Below are 17,240 nucleotides of genomic sequence, written 5' to 3' on the forward strand. Positions count from 1 at the left end.
CAATCGCTTTAGTCTACCTTAATTTCATCAGCAAAAATATAAGAGGGGCTTCCTTTGCTCTCATGCCACTGGGGCAGCGGGCCGTATTGTTGAGCTATCACCTTAATGTAACGGGCCTTACCTGTTAACGGCGCTGTAAAAAATTGCGTTTGAGGTGTCATGCTATCAATGCTGATTTTGGTGTTTACGGTGATGGCAGGGCGATAATTTTTTCCGTCATCTGATAGTGCGAACTGTACTTGCTTAGGGAAAACGATCCAGGCCTGGGTATCCTGCAATGTGCTTATACTAACTTGTTTTACCGGTTTAAGCTGGCCTAAATCAATTACGGCAACCAGGTCGTTACCCTGGTAACCCTGCCAGTTACCTAAACGCCAGTTGGCAGTGCCTGTTATGCCGTCAATTAAGGCATCATTACCACCGGCGGCATAATTGATCAGGTATTTATTGTTGAGGCTTATTTTAACATTGCTTTTGAGTAAGCTAAACGTACCTGTATTTACAAAACTACTTTTGCCGTTTTTAATGGCTACAGCACTAAGGGTTGTAGTGGCTGATACAGTTATGGGGTTATTATACAAGTTAGATGCGCTTGTTGGTGTACTGCCATCAGTGGTAAAATAGATACGTGCATCCGTATCAACGCAATTGATGGCGACTTTAATGGGCTGCCTAAAGGTGAGGGATGAAGCAATAAAGCATGGATTAGGTACGATCAATGAATCGTTTATAGCAGATACCGGTTTTTCCAGTTCCTGTACAAATAGCTGGTTGGGTAGGCGGCCGGTAAAAATTTCAAATTCACCACCATTTGCCATGTCTTTATAATCAATAAATAGTTTGCTATACGGCTTTTTATCCAGGTTCATACCCTGTAAATAAGTGTTGCTCAAACTAACTGAAACTCCTGAATTTAATATCGTGAACTTTTTACCGTTCTCTAATGAAACTACCGCTTTTTCAAACTGGGGCAGGCCTATTTGAAATTGCTGCTGACCGGGTGTAATATTATATAAGCCCAGCGCACTCATCACATACCAGGCCGACATTTGTCCGCAATCTTCATTACCAGCCAATCCATCGGGCTTATCGGTGTATTGGGTGCGCATAATGTTGTTCAGGCGTACTTGTGTTTTTTCGGGATTGGCCGTGAAATTATATAAGTAAGCTATATGATGGCTGGGCTCATTACCATGTGCATACTGACCAATTAACCCGGTAATATCCGATTGTTCCCGACCGCTCAACGGAGCATTGGTGGTAAACAACTCGTCCAGTTTAGCTTCCATTTTTTCTTTTCCACCTAAAGCCTTCATCAGGCCTTCTACATCTTGCGGTACAAAAAAGCTGTATTGCCACGAGTTACCCTCGGTATAATTATTATTAACTTCCGTGGCATTGAACGGCGTGAACCAGCTGCCATTAACACGGGCCTGCATAAAGCCGTTTTGGTTGTTGTACACGTTTTTCCAGTACTGCGCCCGTTTAATGTGGGTGGCATAATCCTGGGGCTTATCCATCATTTTAGCCATTTGGGCTATGCACCAGTCGTCATACGCATATTCCAGCGTTTTCGATACCGATTCGTTTTCTTCATCGGCCAAAACCACGCCGTTATTGCGGTACGATGCCAGGCCGAACTGATTACGGTTGGATGCCGCTTTCATGGCTTCCAAGGCTTTGCCGGCATCAAAATCACGAATGCCTTTACTGTAGGCATCTACAATAACCGGTATGGCGTGGTTACCTATCATACAATAAGTTTCGTTTGAACCCAAAGGCCAAATGGGTAACAAGCCGCCTTGCTCATACATGGCTAAAAAGCTTTTAATGAAATCGAGCGTACGCTCTTTATCAATGAGTGTAAGCAAGGGGTGTTCGGCCCTAAACGTGTCCCATAAAGAGAAAACCGTATAGTGATTAAAGCCTTGTGCGGTATGTACTTTTCCATCTAAGCCACGGTACTGGCCGTCGGTGTCGCTGTAAACATTAGGCGCCATCATGGTATGGTACAGGGCGGTGTAAAATATGGTCTGCTTGATTTTACCCTGATCGGCATATAACGGTTGCCTGCGCGGTGCCTGCTGGTAACCGTAACCATAGCCTGAGTTACTTTGCTGCACTTGTGGTACCGGAGGAGCACCGCCTTCCACATCTATTTTTGATAATTCTTTGTTCCAATCGGCTTTGGCTTGTTTTTGCACCTGTTTAAAATCAAAATCTTTAATTTCGGCATCCAGGTTTTTTAAAGCACCCTCGGCACTTACCGATGATATGCCCACTTTAACGAGTACCTCTTTAGGATCATCAAACTGCACATACATTTTAATGTTGGTACCTTCCAGTTTGGATTTACCCGTTTCAATTACATCGTTTGAGGCAATGCCGTATGTTTTAAAAGGCTTTGAAAACTTGGCATAAAAATACACGTACTGGTTTTTGGCCCATGACTGCGACTGGCGGAACCCACGGATTTCATGATCGTTCACTACCTCTATCCAGGAGTTCAGCACCTTATCACGATGCTTCAGGTCAATGATGATATTGCCTTGATTAGTATAGGGAAAGGTGTATTTATGTAAACCGGCGCGTTGGGTAGCCGTAAGTTCCACTTCCACTTTATACTTATCTAAAATAGTTTTATAATAGCCGGGAGATGCCTCTTCATTTGTTTTTTTAAAGCCCGACCGATAGTCGGTATTTTTTAACCGGGGCAAACCAACGGTGGGCATTAATAATACATCGCAATAATCGGCAATGCCGGTGCCGCTTAAATGCGTGTGCGAAAAACCGTAAACCGTAGTATCCGAATAATGGTAGCCCGAGCATCCGTCCCAGCCTTCCAGCCGCGTATCTGGGCTTAACTGCACCATGCCAAAAGGTACTGTAGCACCCGGAAAAGTATGCCCGTGGCCGCCTGTACCTATGAACGGATTAACGTAAGGTGTATAATCTTTTTTCTTTTTTTGGGCCGATGCGGGTAGTATAGTTATAATGAGTAATAAACAAGATAACGAAAAGGGGAATACTTGTTTAACAGATTTCATGAACATAGGAATATAAACTACTTTGGTTTTAACGCAAAATAAGCAGTTTAATGTTAATGAGCAATTAAATAAGATTTTACAACTTACTCGTCTAAACGAAAGCCGTCGGCGTCTTTTAAAAACGGCATAGCAAGGCGGGTTTTTACCAGTTCTTCGGCATTTATGGTAAAGGTGTACAGGTCTTCTTCGTTGGGTTTATAGTAAATAACTTTTCCATTAGGATCAATACACATCGAATCGCCCGAATGAAAAACCTCGTTACCATCGTGCCCAAAACGATTCAGGCCAATTACATAGGCCTGGTTTTCTACCGCGCGGGCCGGTATAAGGGTACGCCAGTGCAAAGAACGGCGTTCGGGCCAGTTGGCAACAATTAAAAGCAGGTCGTATTCTTCATTTACATTACGCAGCCAAACCGGGAAACGCAGATCATAACAGATCATAGGACAAATTTTCCATCCTTTAAGTTCAACTATCAGTTTTTTTGTGCCGGCCGTGTACGTTTCATGTTCATTCCCCATAGCAAACAAGTGGCGTTTATCATAGCATTCAAAGCTGCCATCGGCCCGCATCCATATAAGCCGGTTATAATATTTGCCGTTTTCTGAAATAATAATGCTGCCGGTAACCACACAATTATACTTTTTAGCAGTGGCCTGCATCCATTGCATAGTTTTACCGTTCATGGGCTCGGCCAGTTTTTGAGCATCCATAGTAAAACCTGTGGTAAACATTTCGGGCAATATAATGAGGTCGGCATGGGTACGCAACCCCAATAAACGCAAAGAAATATTTTGCAGGTTCTTGTCAATATTTTCCCAAAAAAGATAACCCTGAAAGGTGGTAATTTTTAAATTATCCATAGGCAGCGGCTTATAAGTAGGTTATAACACAGCAGGTTAGTGTTGCAAGTAACAAAAAAAACTACAATTTCATTAATCTTTCAACGGCTTTATCCAGGGTTTCTTGCTTTTTGGCGAAACAAAATCGTAGTACACGATAATCGGTACCCTTACTGTAAAATGCTGATACCGGTATGGAGGCTACGCCAAACTCCTTTGCTACCTGAATGGCGAAGTCGGTATCTTTAACATTGCTGATGTTAGTGTACCGTACCGATTGAAAGTACGAACCCGAACAAGGAAGCAGCTCAAACCTGGTTTGCGCCAGTCCCTGCCTGAATGCATCGCGCTTTTGTTCAAAAAAACCAGGCAAACTTAAGTAAGTGCTTTCATATTTCAAATATTCGGCAATAGCCACCTGCATGGGGGTATTTACACTAAACACTAAGTACTGGTGGATTTTTCTAAATTCCTGCATCATGGCGGCCGGGGCCAGGCAGTAACCCAGTTTCCAGCCGGTGGTATGAAACAGTTTGCCAAACGACGATACAATAAAGCTCCGTTGCTGCAATTCGGCATAACGTGCCATGCTGTGATGGGTTTCGCCGTCAAATATCAAATGCTCATAAACTTCATCGCTTAATATGAGTATATCCCTGTTCTTCACAATAGCGGTTAGTTCATCAATATCTTCCTGGCGTAAAATGGTTGAGGTAGGGTTATGCGGCGAATTTAAAATGATCATCCGGGTACGGTTACTGATCAGCCTTTTAACCATATCCCAGGCTATGCGATAATCGGGCGGTTCCAGTTCTAACGATTTTACGGTGCCACCCATGAGTTTAATAGCAGGAGCGTAGCAATCATAAGCCGGTTCAAATACAATTACCTCATCATTTGGATGTATGGCCGCGCAAATAGCTGTAAATATAGCTTGCGTACCACCCGCGGTTATGGTTATTTCGGTATCGGGGTTGTACCTGGCACCGTATAGTTTTTCAGTTTTATGGGCTATTTGCTCACGCAGGGGCATCCAGCCGGCCATAGGGGCATACTGGTTGTGGCCATTTTTCATGGCTTTAGTAACCAGGTTAATTAATTTAGGATCAGTTTGGTAATCGGGAAAACCCTGAGAGAGGTTAATAGCACCTACCTCATTAGCCAGGGCAGACATTACCGTAAAAATGGTAGTTCCGGTTTGCGGAAGTTTAGAAACAGACATCATTATCGGCTAAAATAGTTAATTACAAGTAAAATATATTGTAATGTGATAAAAGATATGGATCCATATATTCACAATTGTTTACTTTAGTGCAATGAAGCGCAACCACTACCTTTTACTATGTACTGCTATATTTTTACTGTATGCCTGTAAGTCACCTACAAAAAACAATGTGCCTGTTGTTGGTTTTGTTGATGCCTTTGAAGATGCCACTATTGCCCAGGCCAAAACCGGTTTTACCGATGCTTTAGCAAAAAATGGTTTCAGCGAAGCAAAAGGTACCGTTAAAATTGAATACCGCAATGCACAAAGCAGCATCCCTGCTCTTACACAAATAGTTAACTATTTTGTGTCCCAACCGGTTAATTTGCTGGCTACCAGCACCACGCTATCATCAGTTACTGCGGCCCAAAAAACAAAGACCATACCCATATTTATGATGGTATCGCCTACTCCCGGGCGCGCGAATTTGCTGGATGCCCAGGGCAAAGCACCGGCCAACTTATTTGGCACGGTAGAAGACCTGAATTACATCGATACCTCTTTTAGTTTGATACCTAAGTTATTAAAACCTAAAAGTGCTAAATTGAAGATAGGGATGATTTACAACCAATCCGAACCACAATCGGCCGATGCCATGGCGCGGATAAAAGAGCTGGCGGCTAAACTGAATGTTACTTTAATTGCTTTGCCCCTGAATTCCTCGGCCGATGCGCAACTGGTTACACAATCGTTATTAGGCAAAAACATCGACGCTTTTTTTGCCAACCCCGATAATACCGTATTTGCCGCCTTTGAAACTATTTTAAAAAGCTGTGAGCAAAAAAATGTGCCCATTTTTACCAGCGAAGCCGGTTTGGTGCAGCGCGGTGCGGTGGCCGCCTTTGGTGCCGATATTTATCAATGGGGCTATCAATCGGGCTTACAAGCGGTGCAATATTTAAAAACGCGTAAAACCGAGGGATTGAAACCCGAAATGGTAAAGATCAGGAAAAGGGTATATAACCCTGCTGCCGCTAAAAAATACAATTTAACCGTACCCGATAATTTTGAAGCTGTAAAGTAATGGACTTTTATTTAACTGCTTTATTGCAGGGATTAGGCTTTTCGGGAATCGCCTTAGGTATTTACATATCCATGAAGATTTTTAACATCCCCGATATTACTACCGATGGCAGCTATACCTTAGGCGGTATGGTAACGGGCGTAATGCTAACGTATGCTTACCCTTTGTACATTAGTATTATAGTGGTACTTATAGCAGGAGGATTGGCCGGGGCCGCAACCGGGTTAATACATACCAAGCTGAAAGTAAATGCTTTGCTGGCCGGTATATTAGTGATGACGGCATTGTACTCTATTAACCTTAGCATTGCAGGCCGGTCTAATTTACCGTTGATAGGTACTGCATCTGTGTTCACTTTTTTTAGTATAACCAGCGATGTTAACCTCAATTCGTTTTGGATATTGGCGGTGATAGTAACAATTTTAATATGCCTGATAGGTTACTTGCTGAAAACCGATTTCGGTATTGCTATGCGGGCTACCGGCAACAGCGAAACCATGATTAGGGCTTTGGGGGTAAATACCGACCGCATGAAGATTATTGGCTTGGCCCTTGCTAACGCGCTAACGGCACTAAGCGGCTTTTTAATAACCCAGTTGCAAGGTTATGCCGATATTAATATGGGAATTGGTATAGTTATCATCGGCCTCGGCTCGGTCATTATAGGCGAAACATTGATTGGCTGGTTTAAGATCACTTCGGTTTGGGGTAGCTTATTGCTGGTGCTGGCAGGAGCATTAGTGTTTCAGTTAGTGCTGGCAATTACGTTAGCTATTGGGGTTGATGCTAATTTATTGAAGCTGGTTACTGCGGTGTTGGTATTATTTATTGTGAGCCTACCCCGCTTAAACTTTAGTAAGCGGTATGATTAAGTTAAATAGCGTTACCAAAGTATTTAACAGGGGCAAAGCCAACGAGGTTAAGGCCATTACTAACTTAAACCTTACCATTGCCGAACAGGATTATTTAGTAATAGTTGGATCGAACGGCTCGGGGAAAAGCACGCTGCTTAATTTAATTGCCGGCAGTGTACTACCAGGCACTGGCGAAATTTGCATTGATAGTAACCCCGTTACACGTTTACCCGATTACCAGCGCAGCCGCTGGATAGCCCGTGTATTTCAAAATCCGTTAAGCGGCACAGCACCCGATCTGAGTATTTTAGATAATTTCCGTTTGGCGGCTTTACGTACCCAACCTAAAGGCCTAACTATTGGCACCCGTGTTGCTTTCAAAAAACAAGTGCAAGATAAAATAGCTTTGCTTAATATGGGCCTGGAGAATAAGCTGGAGCAGCCTATGGGCACACTATCCGGCGGACAGCGCCAGGCTTTAACGCTGCTAATGAGTGTTATGGACGAATGCAAGATCTTACTGCTGGACGAACCTACCGCCGCGCTGGACCCTCGTTCGGCCGGGTTGGTGATGCAAACAGCCGATGATCTGATCAAACAGTTTAAACTGACCGCTATTTTAATCACACATAACCTAAAAGATGCCCATACTTATGGCAACAGGCTTATTCAGATGATTGAAGGAGAAATAGTGCAGGATTTTTCTGCAGCAAGTAAATTAAATTTAACGCAAAACGATCTTTTTTCCTGGTTTAGTTAATTAACCAGTAATAGTGGCAGAGTAATTGTATTAGTAAGTGCATCTATGAAGAATAATCAATTTGCACCAATCAAAGATGCTTACCAGTTAGTGCAAGGCGCTAAAATCAAGGGCATTAAATACGAAGAAGTTTTTGAAATGGGTGGTTATGATCCCGACAAACGTGGTTACACTATCTACCCTTTTGAAGATGGCATAAAGTTTAATGACTTCAGCGTAATTGTTAGCGAAAAAGAGCTGATGACCCACTATGTAATTGAAGATCTTAACGTAAATATGCCTGTTATAGAAGCTGCACAAGAGCCATCGCGCTTAATGCAACTTGGCATGGCCAGCTAATACCTCCTTTCAAATTACTCACCATATAAAGCATCTTTTCAAATATTGTTGTACTTTTGTACAAATAATTGAAAAGATGCTACTGTTTAACCACATCTGCAATATGCAACTTACGCAGCCCATTGGGTTAATACAGAATATTTTTGCTCTTCAATAGCATTTTCTTGCTGCTGATCTAAAAGATCATAATTTTCTCCACATTTTATTTTTGATTTATCCGGTTTGTTATTAAGCCGGATGCATTTTGTTTATTATGGACACTTATTATACAATTGACGAAAAATACCTGCAAGCGGTAGAAGAGTACCAGTATGGCGAATCTCCTAAAAGTTTGCAGTTGCTAAACGAAATTATTGCCGCCGATCCGCTTTATGCCCGAGCCTACTTTCAGTTAGGGCTTATTTATTATTACGAGCTCAAAGATTATCAGCAGGCGGGTTACTGCTTTAAAACATGCAATGAGCTGGAACCTTCATTTCCTGATGTTTATGAGCACTATATACACCTGTTGGCTTTTTTAAATATGGAAAAGAACCTGAATACTATTAAAGCTAAAGCGCTGCAAACCCCGGGTGTGGATTATGCCACCATTTGGAACATACTGGGCGAGTATGCCGAAAAAAACAAAGACCTTAACCATGCCCGTAAATGCTATGAAGAAGCCTTTGCCGTAGTTGTAATTAATAAAGAAATGGACGACATTGAAGAAAGCCTGAAGCGTATTACTGTTAAACAGCAACGAACAGCGCGGTATTTTTATAGTATATCTTAAGCCTGTTTAAATTGCGATTGTTCTCTCGAACAATTTGAGAGATCTTGTTCAAACCTGCATGTAGCCGACTTTGCAGGACTAACAGGATTTCTCGTAACCTCGAAATGACAGGATTTGTATAAATTAAAACATGCTTAAACAAAAAGTTTGTTTCGCTTAACAGAGACAACCTTTTTGTTTACATTGTAAACCATAAATTAACAATCTGTTAATTTAATTCTTTATAAGGCTTAACAATGTGGTAATACTTTTGGTGTTTCAACAACTTTATATACATGAAACATTATTTACTCCTCTGTTTATTGGCCATTGGCTTGGTTAGCTGCAAAAAAGATAGAATCACTGACGAAGTCACTGAAATTGAAGACCCTTCCACATTTGCCGAAGTAGGCAGTATTGATATTGGCGACGTAGGTGCAGCCGAGATCTCGGCTTTCGACCCATCAACCAACCGCTTGTTTGTGGTTAATAACTTCCTGGTTCCAAACAGCACCAGTACCATTAATAAAATAGATGTGATCGATTTTAAAGATCCTTCTAAAATGTCTGTACTTTCCTCCATTAGCATGGTACCTTATGGCGGTGCTGTGAACAGCCTGTCGGTTTATGATGGTAAGGTAGCAGCCGCTATCGAATCTACCGATAAGCAGGCCAATGGTAAAGTAGTGGTATTTAAAACCAGCGATAACAGTGAAGTTAAAGTAATTAATGTAGGCGCCCTGCCCGATATGATCACTTACTCGCCCGATGGTAAATACATTTTAACCGCTAACGAAGGTGAACCTAACACCACTTATACCAACGACCCATCGGGTACCATATCTATTATAACCGTAGCTAACGACTATGCCGTAACTACTATCGATTTTTCGGCATTCGCCAGCCAGCAGGCGGCGTTAACCGCCAAAGGGTTCCGCATTTTTGGCCCGGGCAATAACTTTGTAAAAGATATTGAACCGGAGTATATTACTGTATCTGAAGATTCTAAAACAGCTTGGGTTACTTTGCAGGAGAATAACGGCATTGCAAAAATTGATATTGCCACTAAAACTATCACCAGCATTTTTCCGCTTGGCTTTAAAGACTATAACCTGGATGGCAACGAAATTGACCCAAGTGATTTGGATAGCAAAGTAGGTGTGGCCGCTAAATGGCCTGTTAAAGGTGTTTATATGCCCGATGGTATAGCCGTTTATACTTCGGGTGGTGTGCCTTACTTATTTACAGCTAACGAAGGTGATGCCCGTGAGTACACCGCCATTACCGAAGCAGTACGTGTAAAGAACAATGCCGTAGTATTAGATCCAACTATTTTCCCTAACAGAACTGCTTTAAAAACAGACGCACAATTAGGCAGACTGAATATTACCAATACACTTGGCGATATTGATGGTGACGGCGATTATGACGCGCTGTATTCATTCGGTGCCCGCTCGTTCAGCGTATGGAACGGTAACGATGGAGCGCAGGTGTTTGACAGTAAAAACGAACTGGATACCAAAGCAGTTGCTACTACTTTTTATGATGATAACCGCAGCGACGATAAATCAATAGAGCCCGAAGGAATTACCATTGGTAAAATAGGAAATAAGACCGTTGCCTTTGTAGGTATGGAACGCATTGACGCGGTTGCAGTTTATGACATCAGCACACCAACCAAACCCGTATTTTTACAGATATTGAAATGCGGCGATGCACCCGAAGGAGTGTTGATTATCCCGGCCTCTAAAAGCCCAACCAAAAAGAGCTTACTGGTAGTAAGCAGCGAAGACGATGGGGTTGTAAAAGTATATACTCCAAAAACAATTTAATACCACTCTACATTATACCTTATGCAAAAAGGCGGACTCTTTATCGGAGTTCGCCTTTTTTTATGATGTTGTTATAGCTTGAAGCAATTATTTAACACGCTCCAGGTATTCGCCGGTGCGGGTGTCTACTTTTACTTTGTCGCCCTGGTTTACAAATAACGGCACTTTTACCTCCACGCCGTTTTCGGTGGTGGCATTTTTAAGCGCGCCCGATGAGGTATCACCTTTAACAGCTGGTTCCGTATAAGTAACCTCCAGTTCCACATGGTTAGGTGCCTGGGCCATAATGGGTTCTTCACTTTCAAACGAAACAATCACATTCATTCCTTCTTTCAGGAACTTTACCGCAGGGCCGAATAATGCCTTTGGAATGTTGAACTGATCATAAGTGGTATTATCCATAATTACCATATACTCGCCTTCTTCGTATAAATATTGGTAATCGCTGGTTTCTACCCTGCAAATTTCAACCTGTTCGTCTGTGGCTAAACGGGCCTCTACAATTTTACCGGTTTTAATATTGCGAAATTTATCTAAATAGAAAGCTCCGCCTTTACCCGGTGTACGGTGCAGAACTTCGGTAACGGTTACCAACTCGCCGTTAAAACGTAAAATGTTTCCTACTTTAATTTCAGATGCCTTAGCCATAAATTATGATTGTAATTTTACTGGCAAATATAGATTAAGTTCCGATAAACCAACCAACTCAACTCCTGTAAAAAAAGTCCGTTATTCGGGTTATATAATTTTATGATAATAAAAGTTTATCTAAATAAAGATATTGGCCGTTCTCCTTAGTAAATATATATCGGTCCCGAAACTCATGGTTATCTAAAGTACAGGATGAATCCAAGAAACTAATATCGTTCCAGTTGGATACTTGTTTAAGATCGTTGATGATTGCTTCACCATAAAACTCATATTGGCTTAGTTTTGAGGCTGCGAAGTATGTCCATTTATATATTGCCCTTTCAAACGCTTGATATACAAAATAATTCAAATGATATTCCTTTTTATCATTGAATACTGATGCGCAAAAAATAGTGTACTTCTTATTTTCCGGGAAGATGCTGGTAAAATTTGCACGAAGCTCATGAAAGCTCACATATTCCTGCGGTCGGGTGATGCGTAAATATTCAAAAAAGGGGAGGATGATCTCTTCGTTAAAATATAATCGGTAAGCATGATTTATCTTTTCCTTTTTTTGTTGTTTTAATAATGAAACTAATACGGGAGTTGTAGAAAACTCTTCAAATTCCACATTCCTATAAATTTTCATTTCATCTTTAAATGGTATGTGCAGAGGCTGCTTAGGTTTAAATAATGAATTTTTAATAAAATATTCATTATTTAATTGCTGTTCAATATCTGCCTTAATACTGTCTCGGTTAATAAGGTTTCCGTAAAAGTGAAGATTTTGTAATACATACCACTTTTGTTCAAAATTTATTCCAACGAACGTTACAGAGAAGAACTTATATATCCCTTCATCTATAAGTTCTTCTGTGGTCTTGTTATGATAAGTGTTGTTTGATAAATATTCCTTAGCGAGTTCAAAATCATAATGGCTGGCTGAATGACTATTTAGTTGCTCATGCAGATATTGGTATTCTTCGTATTCAACAGATTTTAGATTGACTACAGTAGCAGCAACTAACTTGTCTTTTTCCGCGTTAAACAATCCGCCATAATAGCCGGTGAGCATTAGTTTTTCTATTCTTGGTTTTAAGATGGAAAGAATTTCTTCATTGTAAGTGAACATAATTTAAGGTAACTATATATTAATTGGGACAGGAATTTTAGATTAAAAACGTCGATTTTGAATAAGCAGGAAAAATATTTTTTCAAATAATTCTAAAATAAAAAGCGGTTGTAGTTGGCTATAAAAGCTTACAATATCCTTAAACTGTGAATATGCTGTTGGGACAAATATAATTGTAAGTTTATTCACCACAATGTGAGTTTTACGCCGAATTTCTGTCAACCGTTTGGATATGCCATTTGAAAATTGGCTTTATTACTACGTAATAGATTTTTTTGGATAAGGCGATTATCTTCTAATTTTATTCGCATGGAAGATGATGTAATAGCAGTGATATTATCTTAAGGGTTCATAAGAGAAAATGACGATACATTTGTTTGTGAAATAAAATGTGTAAAGTTTGACATTTACATACTGGGGGACACTATATCAGTTCATGAAGGGAGGGAGGGACATTCAAGGTACAGAGTAAGGGCGATGAAGTTTTTCAATACTGGTGAGGTTGATTTTATTCTTGGCAGATCATTATTTTGTGTGATCGGAAAGATGTCCAATGATTTTAAACAAGTCGTATAAAAACTCTTTTTTTGCATAATTGAATGCGTCTTTAGCTTTTCCGTGTTGGGTTGTTTCCTTTATGTCACGAACCAAGTCTCCGTCATCTTGTGATGAATTGTAAGATGGGTTATTAGCTGTGAAAGTTGCTAATATCGCTCTGCATTTTTCAATTGTTTGCGTTAAGGCATCGACAGAGGACTTGTCTTTAAATTTCAAGTCTTTTGTGTAATCAAGAAAATAGCGCAGTTGTTGTATTTCTTCCATGAGTTGGTTTATAAAATCAGAGAAAGGTACAAAAAGTATGAATATGAAGTTACAAAAACCCTCAAAGGAGCCTAAAATCGCTGTCCCAACTGGTATATAGTTACCTAATTTAATAAAAAAGCCACCTCATATTTAACAAGGTGGCTATAGTGAAATTATGGATTATTACTTACCTGCTCTTATCTTAGTCACCTCTGCAACGGTAACCGCACTGGCTTTATTACCGAAATTGCTGCGCACATAAGTTAGTACATCAGCAATTTGCTGGTTACTAAGGTAGTTGAACGAGGGCATTACGTTGTTGTACATTTCGCCTTCAATTTCTACACGTTCGCTAAAGCCGTTGAGCAAAATTTTAGTAAGGCGAACCTTATCGCCCAGCACATAGGTGGTTTTAATTAATGGCGGGTTTAAGTTTTGTACACCGTACCCGTCTACCATGTGGCACGATAGGCAGTATTGTGCATATAGGGCTTTGCCGTTACCGGCATTTGCGGTGGTACTTTTTGGTTTAACTGTAACGTTTGATTTTTTAGGGCTTTTTTGTGCCGATGTATAGGTAGATACTCCCGTAAATAACAGCAGAAAAAATAGGATTGTAAGCTTCATTTTTATTTTTTATTATAAATTATACGGTAAATAGTGCCTTTAACATCGTCGGTTACATATAATGAACCATCCGGGCCTTGTGCCAGTCCGCAAGGTTTATGGTCTACCCGTCCGCTGGCAGTTTTTTCGGGCGACCCCGAAAATCCGTCGGCAAAAACCTCATAATTACCAAAAGCCTTACCATCTTTAAAGGGTTGAAACACTACAAAGAAACCGGCTTGTGGTTCGGGTGCACGGTTCCATGAGCCATGAAAAGCGATGAATGCGCCGTTTTTGTATTTTGCAGGAAACTGGCTGCCGGTATAAAACAATAAACCGTTAGGGGCCATGTGGCCTGGGTAAGCAGCCGCCGGATCAATGGCGTTTTGTCCGCCTTCTTTTTTACCGTCGCCACCATACTCGGGTGCCATTATTTTTTTATGCAGGTCCTGGTTGTAATAAATATAAGGCCAGCCGGCGTTATCACCTCTCTTTAAAGCGTACAAGCACTCGGCCGGGTAAATAGACGATTCTTGAGTAGTGTACATAGCAGGAAACAGATCGTGTAACTGATCGCGGCCGTGCTGCATAACAAACAACTGATTGTTTTGCTGATTCCAATCCAAACCCACCACGTTACGCAAACCGGTTGCATAGCGCACACCGTCTTTATAAGTTTGATTGAGCTTGTCGGCCTTAAATTGCCATATACCGCCGGCCGAATCTAAAATAGGGCAACCTTCTTGGCCCATTGAGCCGGGAGTACGGTCTTTTTGCTGGCAAGAGTTAGAGTAAGCACCAATATTAACGTATATATTGCCCTCGTTATCTAACACTAACGATTTTGTTTCATGTTGCCTGCGATCTATAAGCCCTGTAATAATTTTTTCGGGGGCAGCCGCATCAATTACCTCTTGTTTATCGTTCAGTTTATACCTGTAAACCTCGGTGTTGGAAGAAGCGTAGAGGTACCCGTTTTTGATATACATTCCTGTACCGCCATAGTTACCAAAACCTTTGGTGTTTTCCAGCTTACCATCGCCATTACCATCGTGCAGGTAAATAATTCCATTTCCTTCTTTGGTAGGGCGGGCAAGCTTTATATAAATATCGCCAGCCGGTGTAACCGCAATATGGCGGGCACGGCCTGTATTGTCGGCCGCTTTTAAGGCACCAAAACCGGCGGGTAATGTAAGTCCTGCATTGTCGGCATCGGGTGTAACAGTGGCTATATCTGTGTGTTTATTAGTGCCGTACCAAAGCAAGCCGGCAACTGCCATCATGGGTATAAAACTGGTGAATAGTACTTTAGTCTTCATACATAATTAGTTATACCTCAAATAAAAGCAATATTGTTTACAAACACAAAAAACGGATATTAACAATATTGATACGGTGATAATTAATCATATTATTTACCGCTTTAAACCTTGCCACGGCATTTACTGTCATACCTAAAAATTACATAAAATGAAAAAGTTTGTCTTATCGATCATATTAGCGGCAGGTGGCTTAGTGGCTCAATCTGCCAACGCGCAAGTAGGGGTTAGTGTGGGTATGCGTATTGGCCCGTTGGTTATAAACATTCATAAACCTATTGCCCCGGCCGTAGTGTACGATGATTTTTATTACCTGCCCGATGTGGAGGCCTACTACTCGGTGCCCGAACAAAGTTACTATTACATGAACGGTAACCGTTGGGTAAATGCCGCTTACTTACCGGGCCGTTACCGTAATTTCGACTGGCGCAATGCCCGCCGTTACCAGGTTAGAACTCAACGTCCTTACGCCAACCACAATTATTATCGTAACAAGTTTGGCGGTAACCCCGGCGGCAATTGGAACGATAATAACCAATACGCTAACCGCGAACCTGAGCGCAGGGATGATAGAAGAAGTAATGATCGTTTCCCAAGCCCGCCTTATGATTCTAACAACGGGGGCGGCCGTGGCGGCTATAACCAGCCCGACAGGCGTAACGATGATAACCGTTATGAACGTGGTGACAACCGCGGCGGACAAAATGATAACGACAGGGGAAATGCCAACAGCCAGCCAAACCGCAGCAACAACGGTCAGGGAAACTACGGTCGGCCTTACAACGGCCAGCCATCTAATCAAAATGGCGGTAACCGCGGTAATAATAACCAAAACAACGGCAAAGAGCAACGCTATACCCAAAACAATGGAGGCGATAGGAGAATCCCTTTTGGTTCGGTTGAAAAGGTGTCTTTTTAATATTACCATCCCATCATATATTTGCTAACTGAAATGGCCGCTTTTTTGAGCGGCCATTTTATTATTAATGAAAGGAGACACAAGGTTTTGTGTATTTACGGGGGCGATATTAATTGTAGAGGCACCATATTTTGTGTCTCCCCCAATTATTATATATTAATAACTGCTTGCTTCGGTCAACGCGTTAATTACATTTTGCGGAAGCTTCAGCGTTACGGCTTGGGCTAACTCCTGTAACTGGCTAATGCTGGTAGCGCTGGCAATAGGAGCGGTTACACTTGGCCGGGCAATTAACCAGGCTAATGATACAGCCGCCGGTGTGGAGGAGTAGTTATGGGCTACGTCGTTTAACGCTTTAAGTATGCGTTCGCCACGCTGGTTCAGGTATTTTTTGATGCCCTGTCCGCGTTTACTTTGATGCAGATCGATTTCGCTGCGGTATTTGCCGGTTAAAAAACCGCTGGCAAGCGAATAATAGGTTATCACCCCTAAACTATTATCTTTACAAACAGGTTCCAATGCTTTTTCGTAACCTTCCCTATCATATAAATTGTACTCAGGTTGGAGGCTCACATAGGCAGGTTATCCCTGTTCGCTACTGATTTTCATCGATTCGCTCAGGCGTTCGGCAGTAAAGTTTGAGGCACCAATGGCACCAACCTTACCTTCCTTAATCAGCTGCTCATAAGCTTGAAGTGTTTCCTCAATTGGTGTATCCAAATCATCGTAATGTGATTGGTACAGGTCTATATAATCCACCTTTAATCGGCGTAACGAGTCTTCGGCTGCCTGGATGATGTATTTTTTTGACAGGTTCTTTTTACTGTTCGCAGGGTTCATAGCACTGCCCGCTTTAGTGGCAATAATTACCTGGTTACGCTTTCCGGTTTTTTTTAGCCAGTTACCAATAATGGTTTCCGATTCTCCGCCTTTATTGCCCGGTACCCAGCGCGAATACACGTCGGCGGTATCAATACAATCCAATCCCAAATCAACAAAAGCATCCAACAGTTTAAAAGATGTTTTTTCGTCAACCGTCCAGCCGAAAACATTGCCGCCAAATATGAACGGTACAATGCTGATGTCTGATTTGCCTAATTTTCTTTTATCCATTTTA

At 41.6% G+C, this 17,240-nt stretch carries 15 protein-coding genes and 1 pseudogene; 7 read left to right on the forward strand and 9 right to left on the reverse strand.

Translation table 11 applies throughout. The annotated features are described in order from the left end of the window. Positions 1–8 precede the first annotated feature (8 nt). The 3 genes from ACFQ3S_RS01740 to ACFQ3S_RS01750 form a co-directional block, all read right to left on the reverse strand. Positions 9–3,047, reverse strand: coding sequence for a GH92 family glycosyl hydrolase (locus ACFQ3S_RS01740; protein ID WP_377160563.1), 3,039 nt, complete (start codon positions 3,045–3,047; stop codon positions 9–11). Between the two features lie 83 nt (positions 3,048–3,130). Next, entirely contained in the window at positions 3,131–3,910 is a 780-nt protein-coding gene (locus ACFQ3S_RS01745; RefSeq protein WP_377160565.1) for an amidohydrolase, read from the reverse strand. A gap of 61 nt (positions 3,911–3,971) precedes the next feature. Further along, entirely contained in the window at positions 3,972–5,114 is a 1,143-nt protein-coding gene (locus ACFQ3S_RS01750) for a methionine aminotransferase (RefSeq protein WP_377160567.1), read from the reverse strand. Between the two features lie 91 nt (positions 5,115–5,205). On the opposite strand from ACFQ3S_RS01750, the gene ACFQ3S_RS01755 reads away from it, so the two are divergent. From ACFQ3S_RS01755 to ACFQ3S_RS01780, 6 genes are all read left to right on the forward strand, one after another. After that, positions 5,206–6,177, forward strand: coding sequence for an ABC transporter substrate-binding protein (locus ACFQ3S_RS01755; protein ID WP_377160569.1), 972 nt, complete (start codon positions 5,206–5,208; stop codon positions 6,175–6,177). Next, positions 6,177–7,049, forward strand: a complete 873-nt coding sequence (locus tag ACFQ3S_RS01760) for an ABC transporter permease (protein WP_377160571.1) — start codon at positions 6,177–6,179, stop codon at positions 7,047–7,049. The genes ACFQ3S_RS01755 and ACFQ3S_RS01760 overlap by 1 nt, the downstream gene beginning before the upstream one ends. Continuing rightward, positions 7,042–7,791, forward strand: a complete 750-nt coding sequence (locus ACFQ3S_RS01765) for an ABC transporter ATP-binding protein (protein ID WP_377160573.1) — start codon at positions 7,042–7,044, stop codon at positions 7,789–7,791. Before ACFQ3S_RS01760 ends, ACFQ3S_RS01765 begins: the two co-directional genes overlap by 8 nt. A 45-nt stretch (positions 7,792–7,836) precedes the next feature. Then, entirely contained in the window at positions 7,837–8,130 is a 294-nt protein-coding gene (locus ACFQ3S_RS01770; protein ID WP_377160575.1) for a hypothetical protein, read from the forward strand. A 253-nt stretch (positions 8,131–8,383) separates the two neighbouring features. After that, positions 8,384–8,902 (forward strand): hypothetical protein, encoded by a 519-nt coding sequence (locus ACFQ3S_RS01775; protein ID WP_377160577.1) that lies wholly within the window; start codon positions 8,384–8,386, stop codon positions 8,900–8,902. Between the two features lie 275 nt (positions 8,903–9,177). Further along, positions 9,178–10,713 (forward strand): choice-of-anchor I family protein, encoded by a 1,536-nt coding sequence (locus tag ACFQ3S_RS01780; RefSeq protein ID WP_377160579.1) that lies wholly within the window; start codon positions 9,178–9,180, stop codon positions 10,711–10,713. 87 nt (positions 10,714–10,800) lie between these two features. Here the strand turns inward: ACFQ3S_RS01780 and efp are convergent, their stop codons facing one another. The 5 genes from efp to ACFQ3S_RS01805 all read right to left on the reverse strand — a co-directional run bounded on the left by efp (position 10,801) and on the right by ACFQ3S_RS01805 (position 15,204). After that, positions 10,801–11,361: an elongation factor P gene (efp, locus tag ACFQ3S_RS01785; RefSeq protein ID WP_377160581.1), complete on the reverse strand. Its 561-nt coding sequence runs from the start codon at positions 11,359–11,361 to the stop codon at positions 10,801–10,803. A 100-nt stretch (positions 11,362–11,461) separates the two neighbouring features. Further along, positions 11,462–12,475 (reverse strand): hypothetical protein, encoded by a 1,014-nt coding sequence (locus ACFQ3S_RS01790; RefSeq protein ID WP_377160583.1) that lies wholly within the window; start codon positions 12,473–12,475, stop codon positions 11,462–11,464. Between the two features lie 525 nt (positions 12,476–13,000). Further along, a complete protein-coding gene (locus ACFQ3S_RS01795; RefSeq protein ID WP_377160585.1) occupies positions 13,001–13,297 on the reverse strand; it encodes a hypothetical protein in 297 nt (98 codons plus the stop codon). 165 nt (positions 13,298–13,462) lie between these two features. Next, entirely contained in the window at positions 13,463–13,906 is a 444-nt protein-coding gene (locus tag ACFQ3S_RS01800; protein ID WP_377160587.1) for a c-type cytochrome, read from the reverse strand. Between the two features lie 2 nt (positions 13,907–13,908). After that, on the reverse strand, positions 13,909–15,204 hold the full coding sequence (locus ACFQ3S_RS01805) for a PQQ-dependent sugar dehydrogenase (protein ID WP_377160589.1): 1,296 nt from the start codon (positions 15,202–15,204) through the stop codon (positions 13,909–13,911). A gap of 151 nt (positions 15,205–15,355) precedes the next feature. Between ACFQ3S_RS01805 and ACFQ3S_RS01810 the strand changes: the two genes are divergently transcribed. Next, entirely contained in the window at positions 15,356–16,123 is a 768-nt protein-coding gene (locus ACFQ3S_RS01810; protein WP_377160591.1) for a hypothetical protein, read from the forward strand. A gap of 156 nt (positions 16,124–16,279) precedes the next feature. Here the strand turns inward: ACFQ3S_RS01810 and ACFQ3S_RS01815 are convergent. Then, positions 16,280–17,236 (reverse strand): annotated as a pseudogene (locus ACFQ3S_RS01815) (aldo/keto reductase). Positions 17,237–17,240: the final 4 nt, after the last annotated feature.

The sequence above is a fragment of the Mucilaginibacter terrae genome, assembly GCF_042679325.1.
In the GTDB taxonomy this organism is placed as follows: domain Bacteria; phylum Bacteroidota; class Bacteroidia; order Sphingobacteriales; family Sphingobacteriaceae; genus Mucilaginibacter; species Mucilaginibacter terrae.

Bases quoted from the DNA above. Each gene is read 5' to 3' on its own strand.
- ACFQ3S_RS01805 (WP_377160589.1), bottom strand. From the start codon at position 15,204: ATGAAGACTAAAGTACTATTCACCAGTTTTATACCCATGATGGCAGTT.
- ACFQ3S_RS01795 (WP_377160585.1), bottom strand. From the start codon at position 13,297: ATGGAAGAAATACAACAACTGCGCTATTTTCTTGATTACACAAAAGAC.
- ACFQ3S_RS01750 (WP_377160567.1), bottom strand. From the start codon at position 5,114: ATGATGTCTGTTTCTAAACTTCCGCAAACCGGAACTACCATTTTTACG.
- ACFQ3S_RS01800 (WP_377160587.1), bottom strand. From the start codon at position 13,906: ATGAAGCTTACAATCCTATTTTTTCTGCTGTTATTTACGGGAGTATCT.
- ACFQ3S_RS01790 (WP_377160583.1), bottom strand. From the start codon at position 12,475: ATGTTCACTTACAATGAAGAAATTCTTTCCATCTTAAAACCAAGAATA.
- ACFQ3S_RS01775 (WP_377160577.1), top strand. From the start codon at position 8,384: ATGGACACTTATTATACAATTGACGAAAAATACCTGCAAGCGGTAGAA.
- ACFQ3S_RS01810 (WP_377160591.1), top strand. From the start codon at position 15,356: ATGAAAAAGTTTGTCTTATCGATCATATTAGCGGCAGGTGGCTTAGTG.
- ACFQ3S_RS01755 (WP_377160569.1), top strand. From the start codon at position 5,206: ATGAAGCGCAACCACTACCTTTTACTATGTACTGCTATATTTTTACTG.
- efp (WP_377160581.1), bottom strand. From the start codon at position 11,361: ATGGCTAAGGCATCTGAAATTAAAGTAGGAAACATTTTACGTTTTAAC.
- ACFQ3S_RS01760 (WP_377160571.1), top strand. From the start codon at position 6,177: ATGGACTTTTATTTAACTGCTTTATTGCAGGGATTAGGCTTTTCGGGA.
- ACFQ3S_RS01745 (WP_377160565.1), bottom strand. From the start codon at position 3,910: ATGGATAATTTAAAAATTACCACCTTTCAGGGTTATCTTTTTTGGGAA.
- ACFQ3S_RS01740 (WP_377160563.1), bottom strand. From the start codon at position 3,047: ATGAAATCTGTTAAACAAGTATTCCCCTTTTCGTTATCTTGTTTATTA.
- ACFQ3S_RS01770 (WP_377160575.1), top strand. From the start codon at position 7,837: ATGAAGAATAATCAATTTGCACCAATCAAAGATGCTTACCAGTTAGTG.
- ACFQ3S_RS01765 (WP_377160573.1), top strand. From the start codon at position 7,042: ATGATTAAGTTAAATAGCGTTACCAAAGTATTTAACAGGGGCAAAGCC.
- ACFQ3S_RS01780 (WP_377160579.1), top strand. From the start codon at position 9,178: ATGAAACATTATTTACTCCTCTGTTTATTGGCCATTGGCTTGGTTAGC.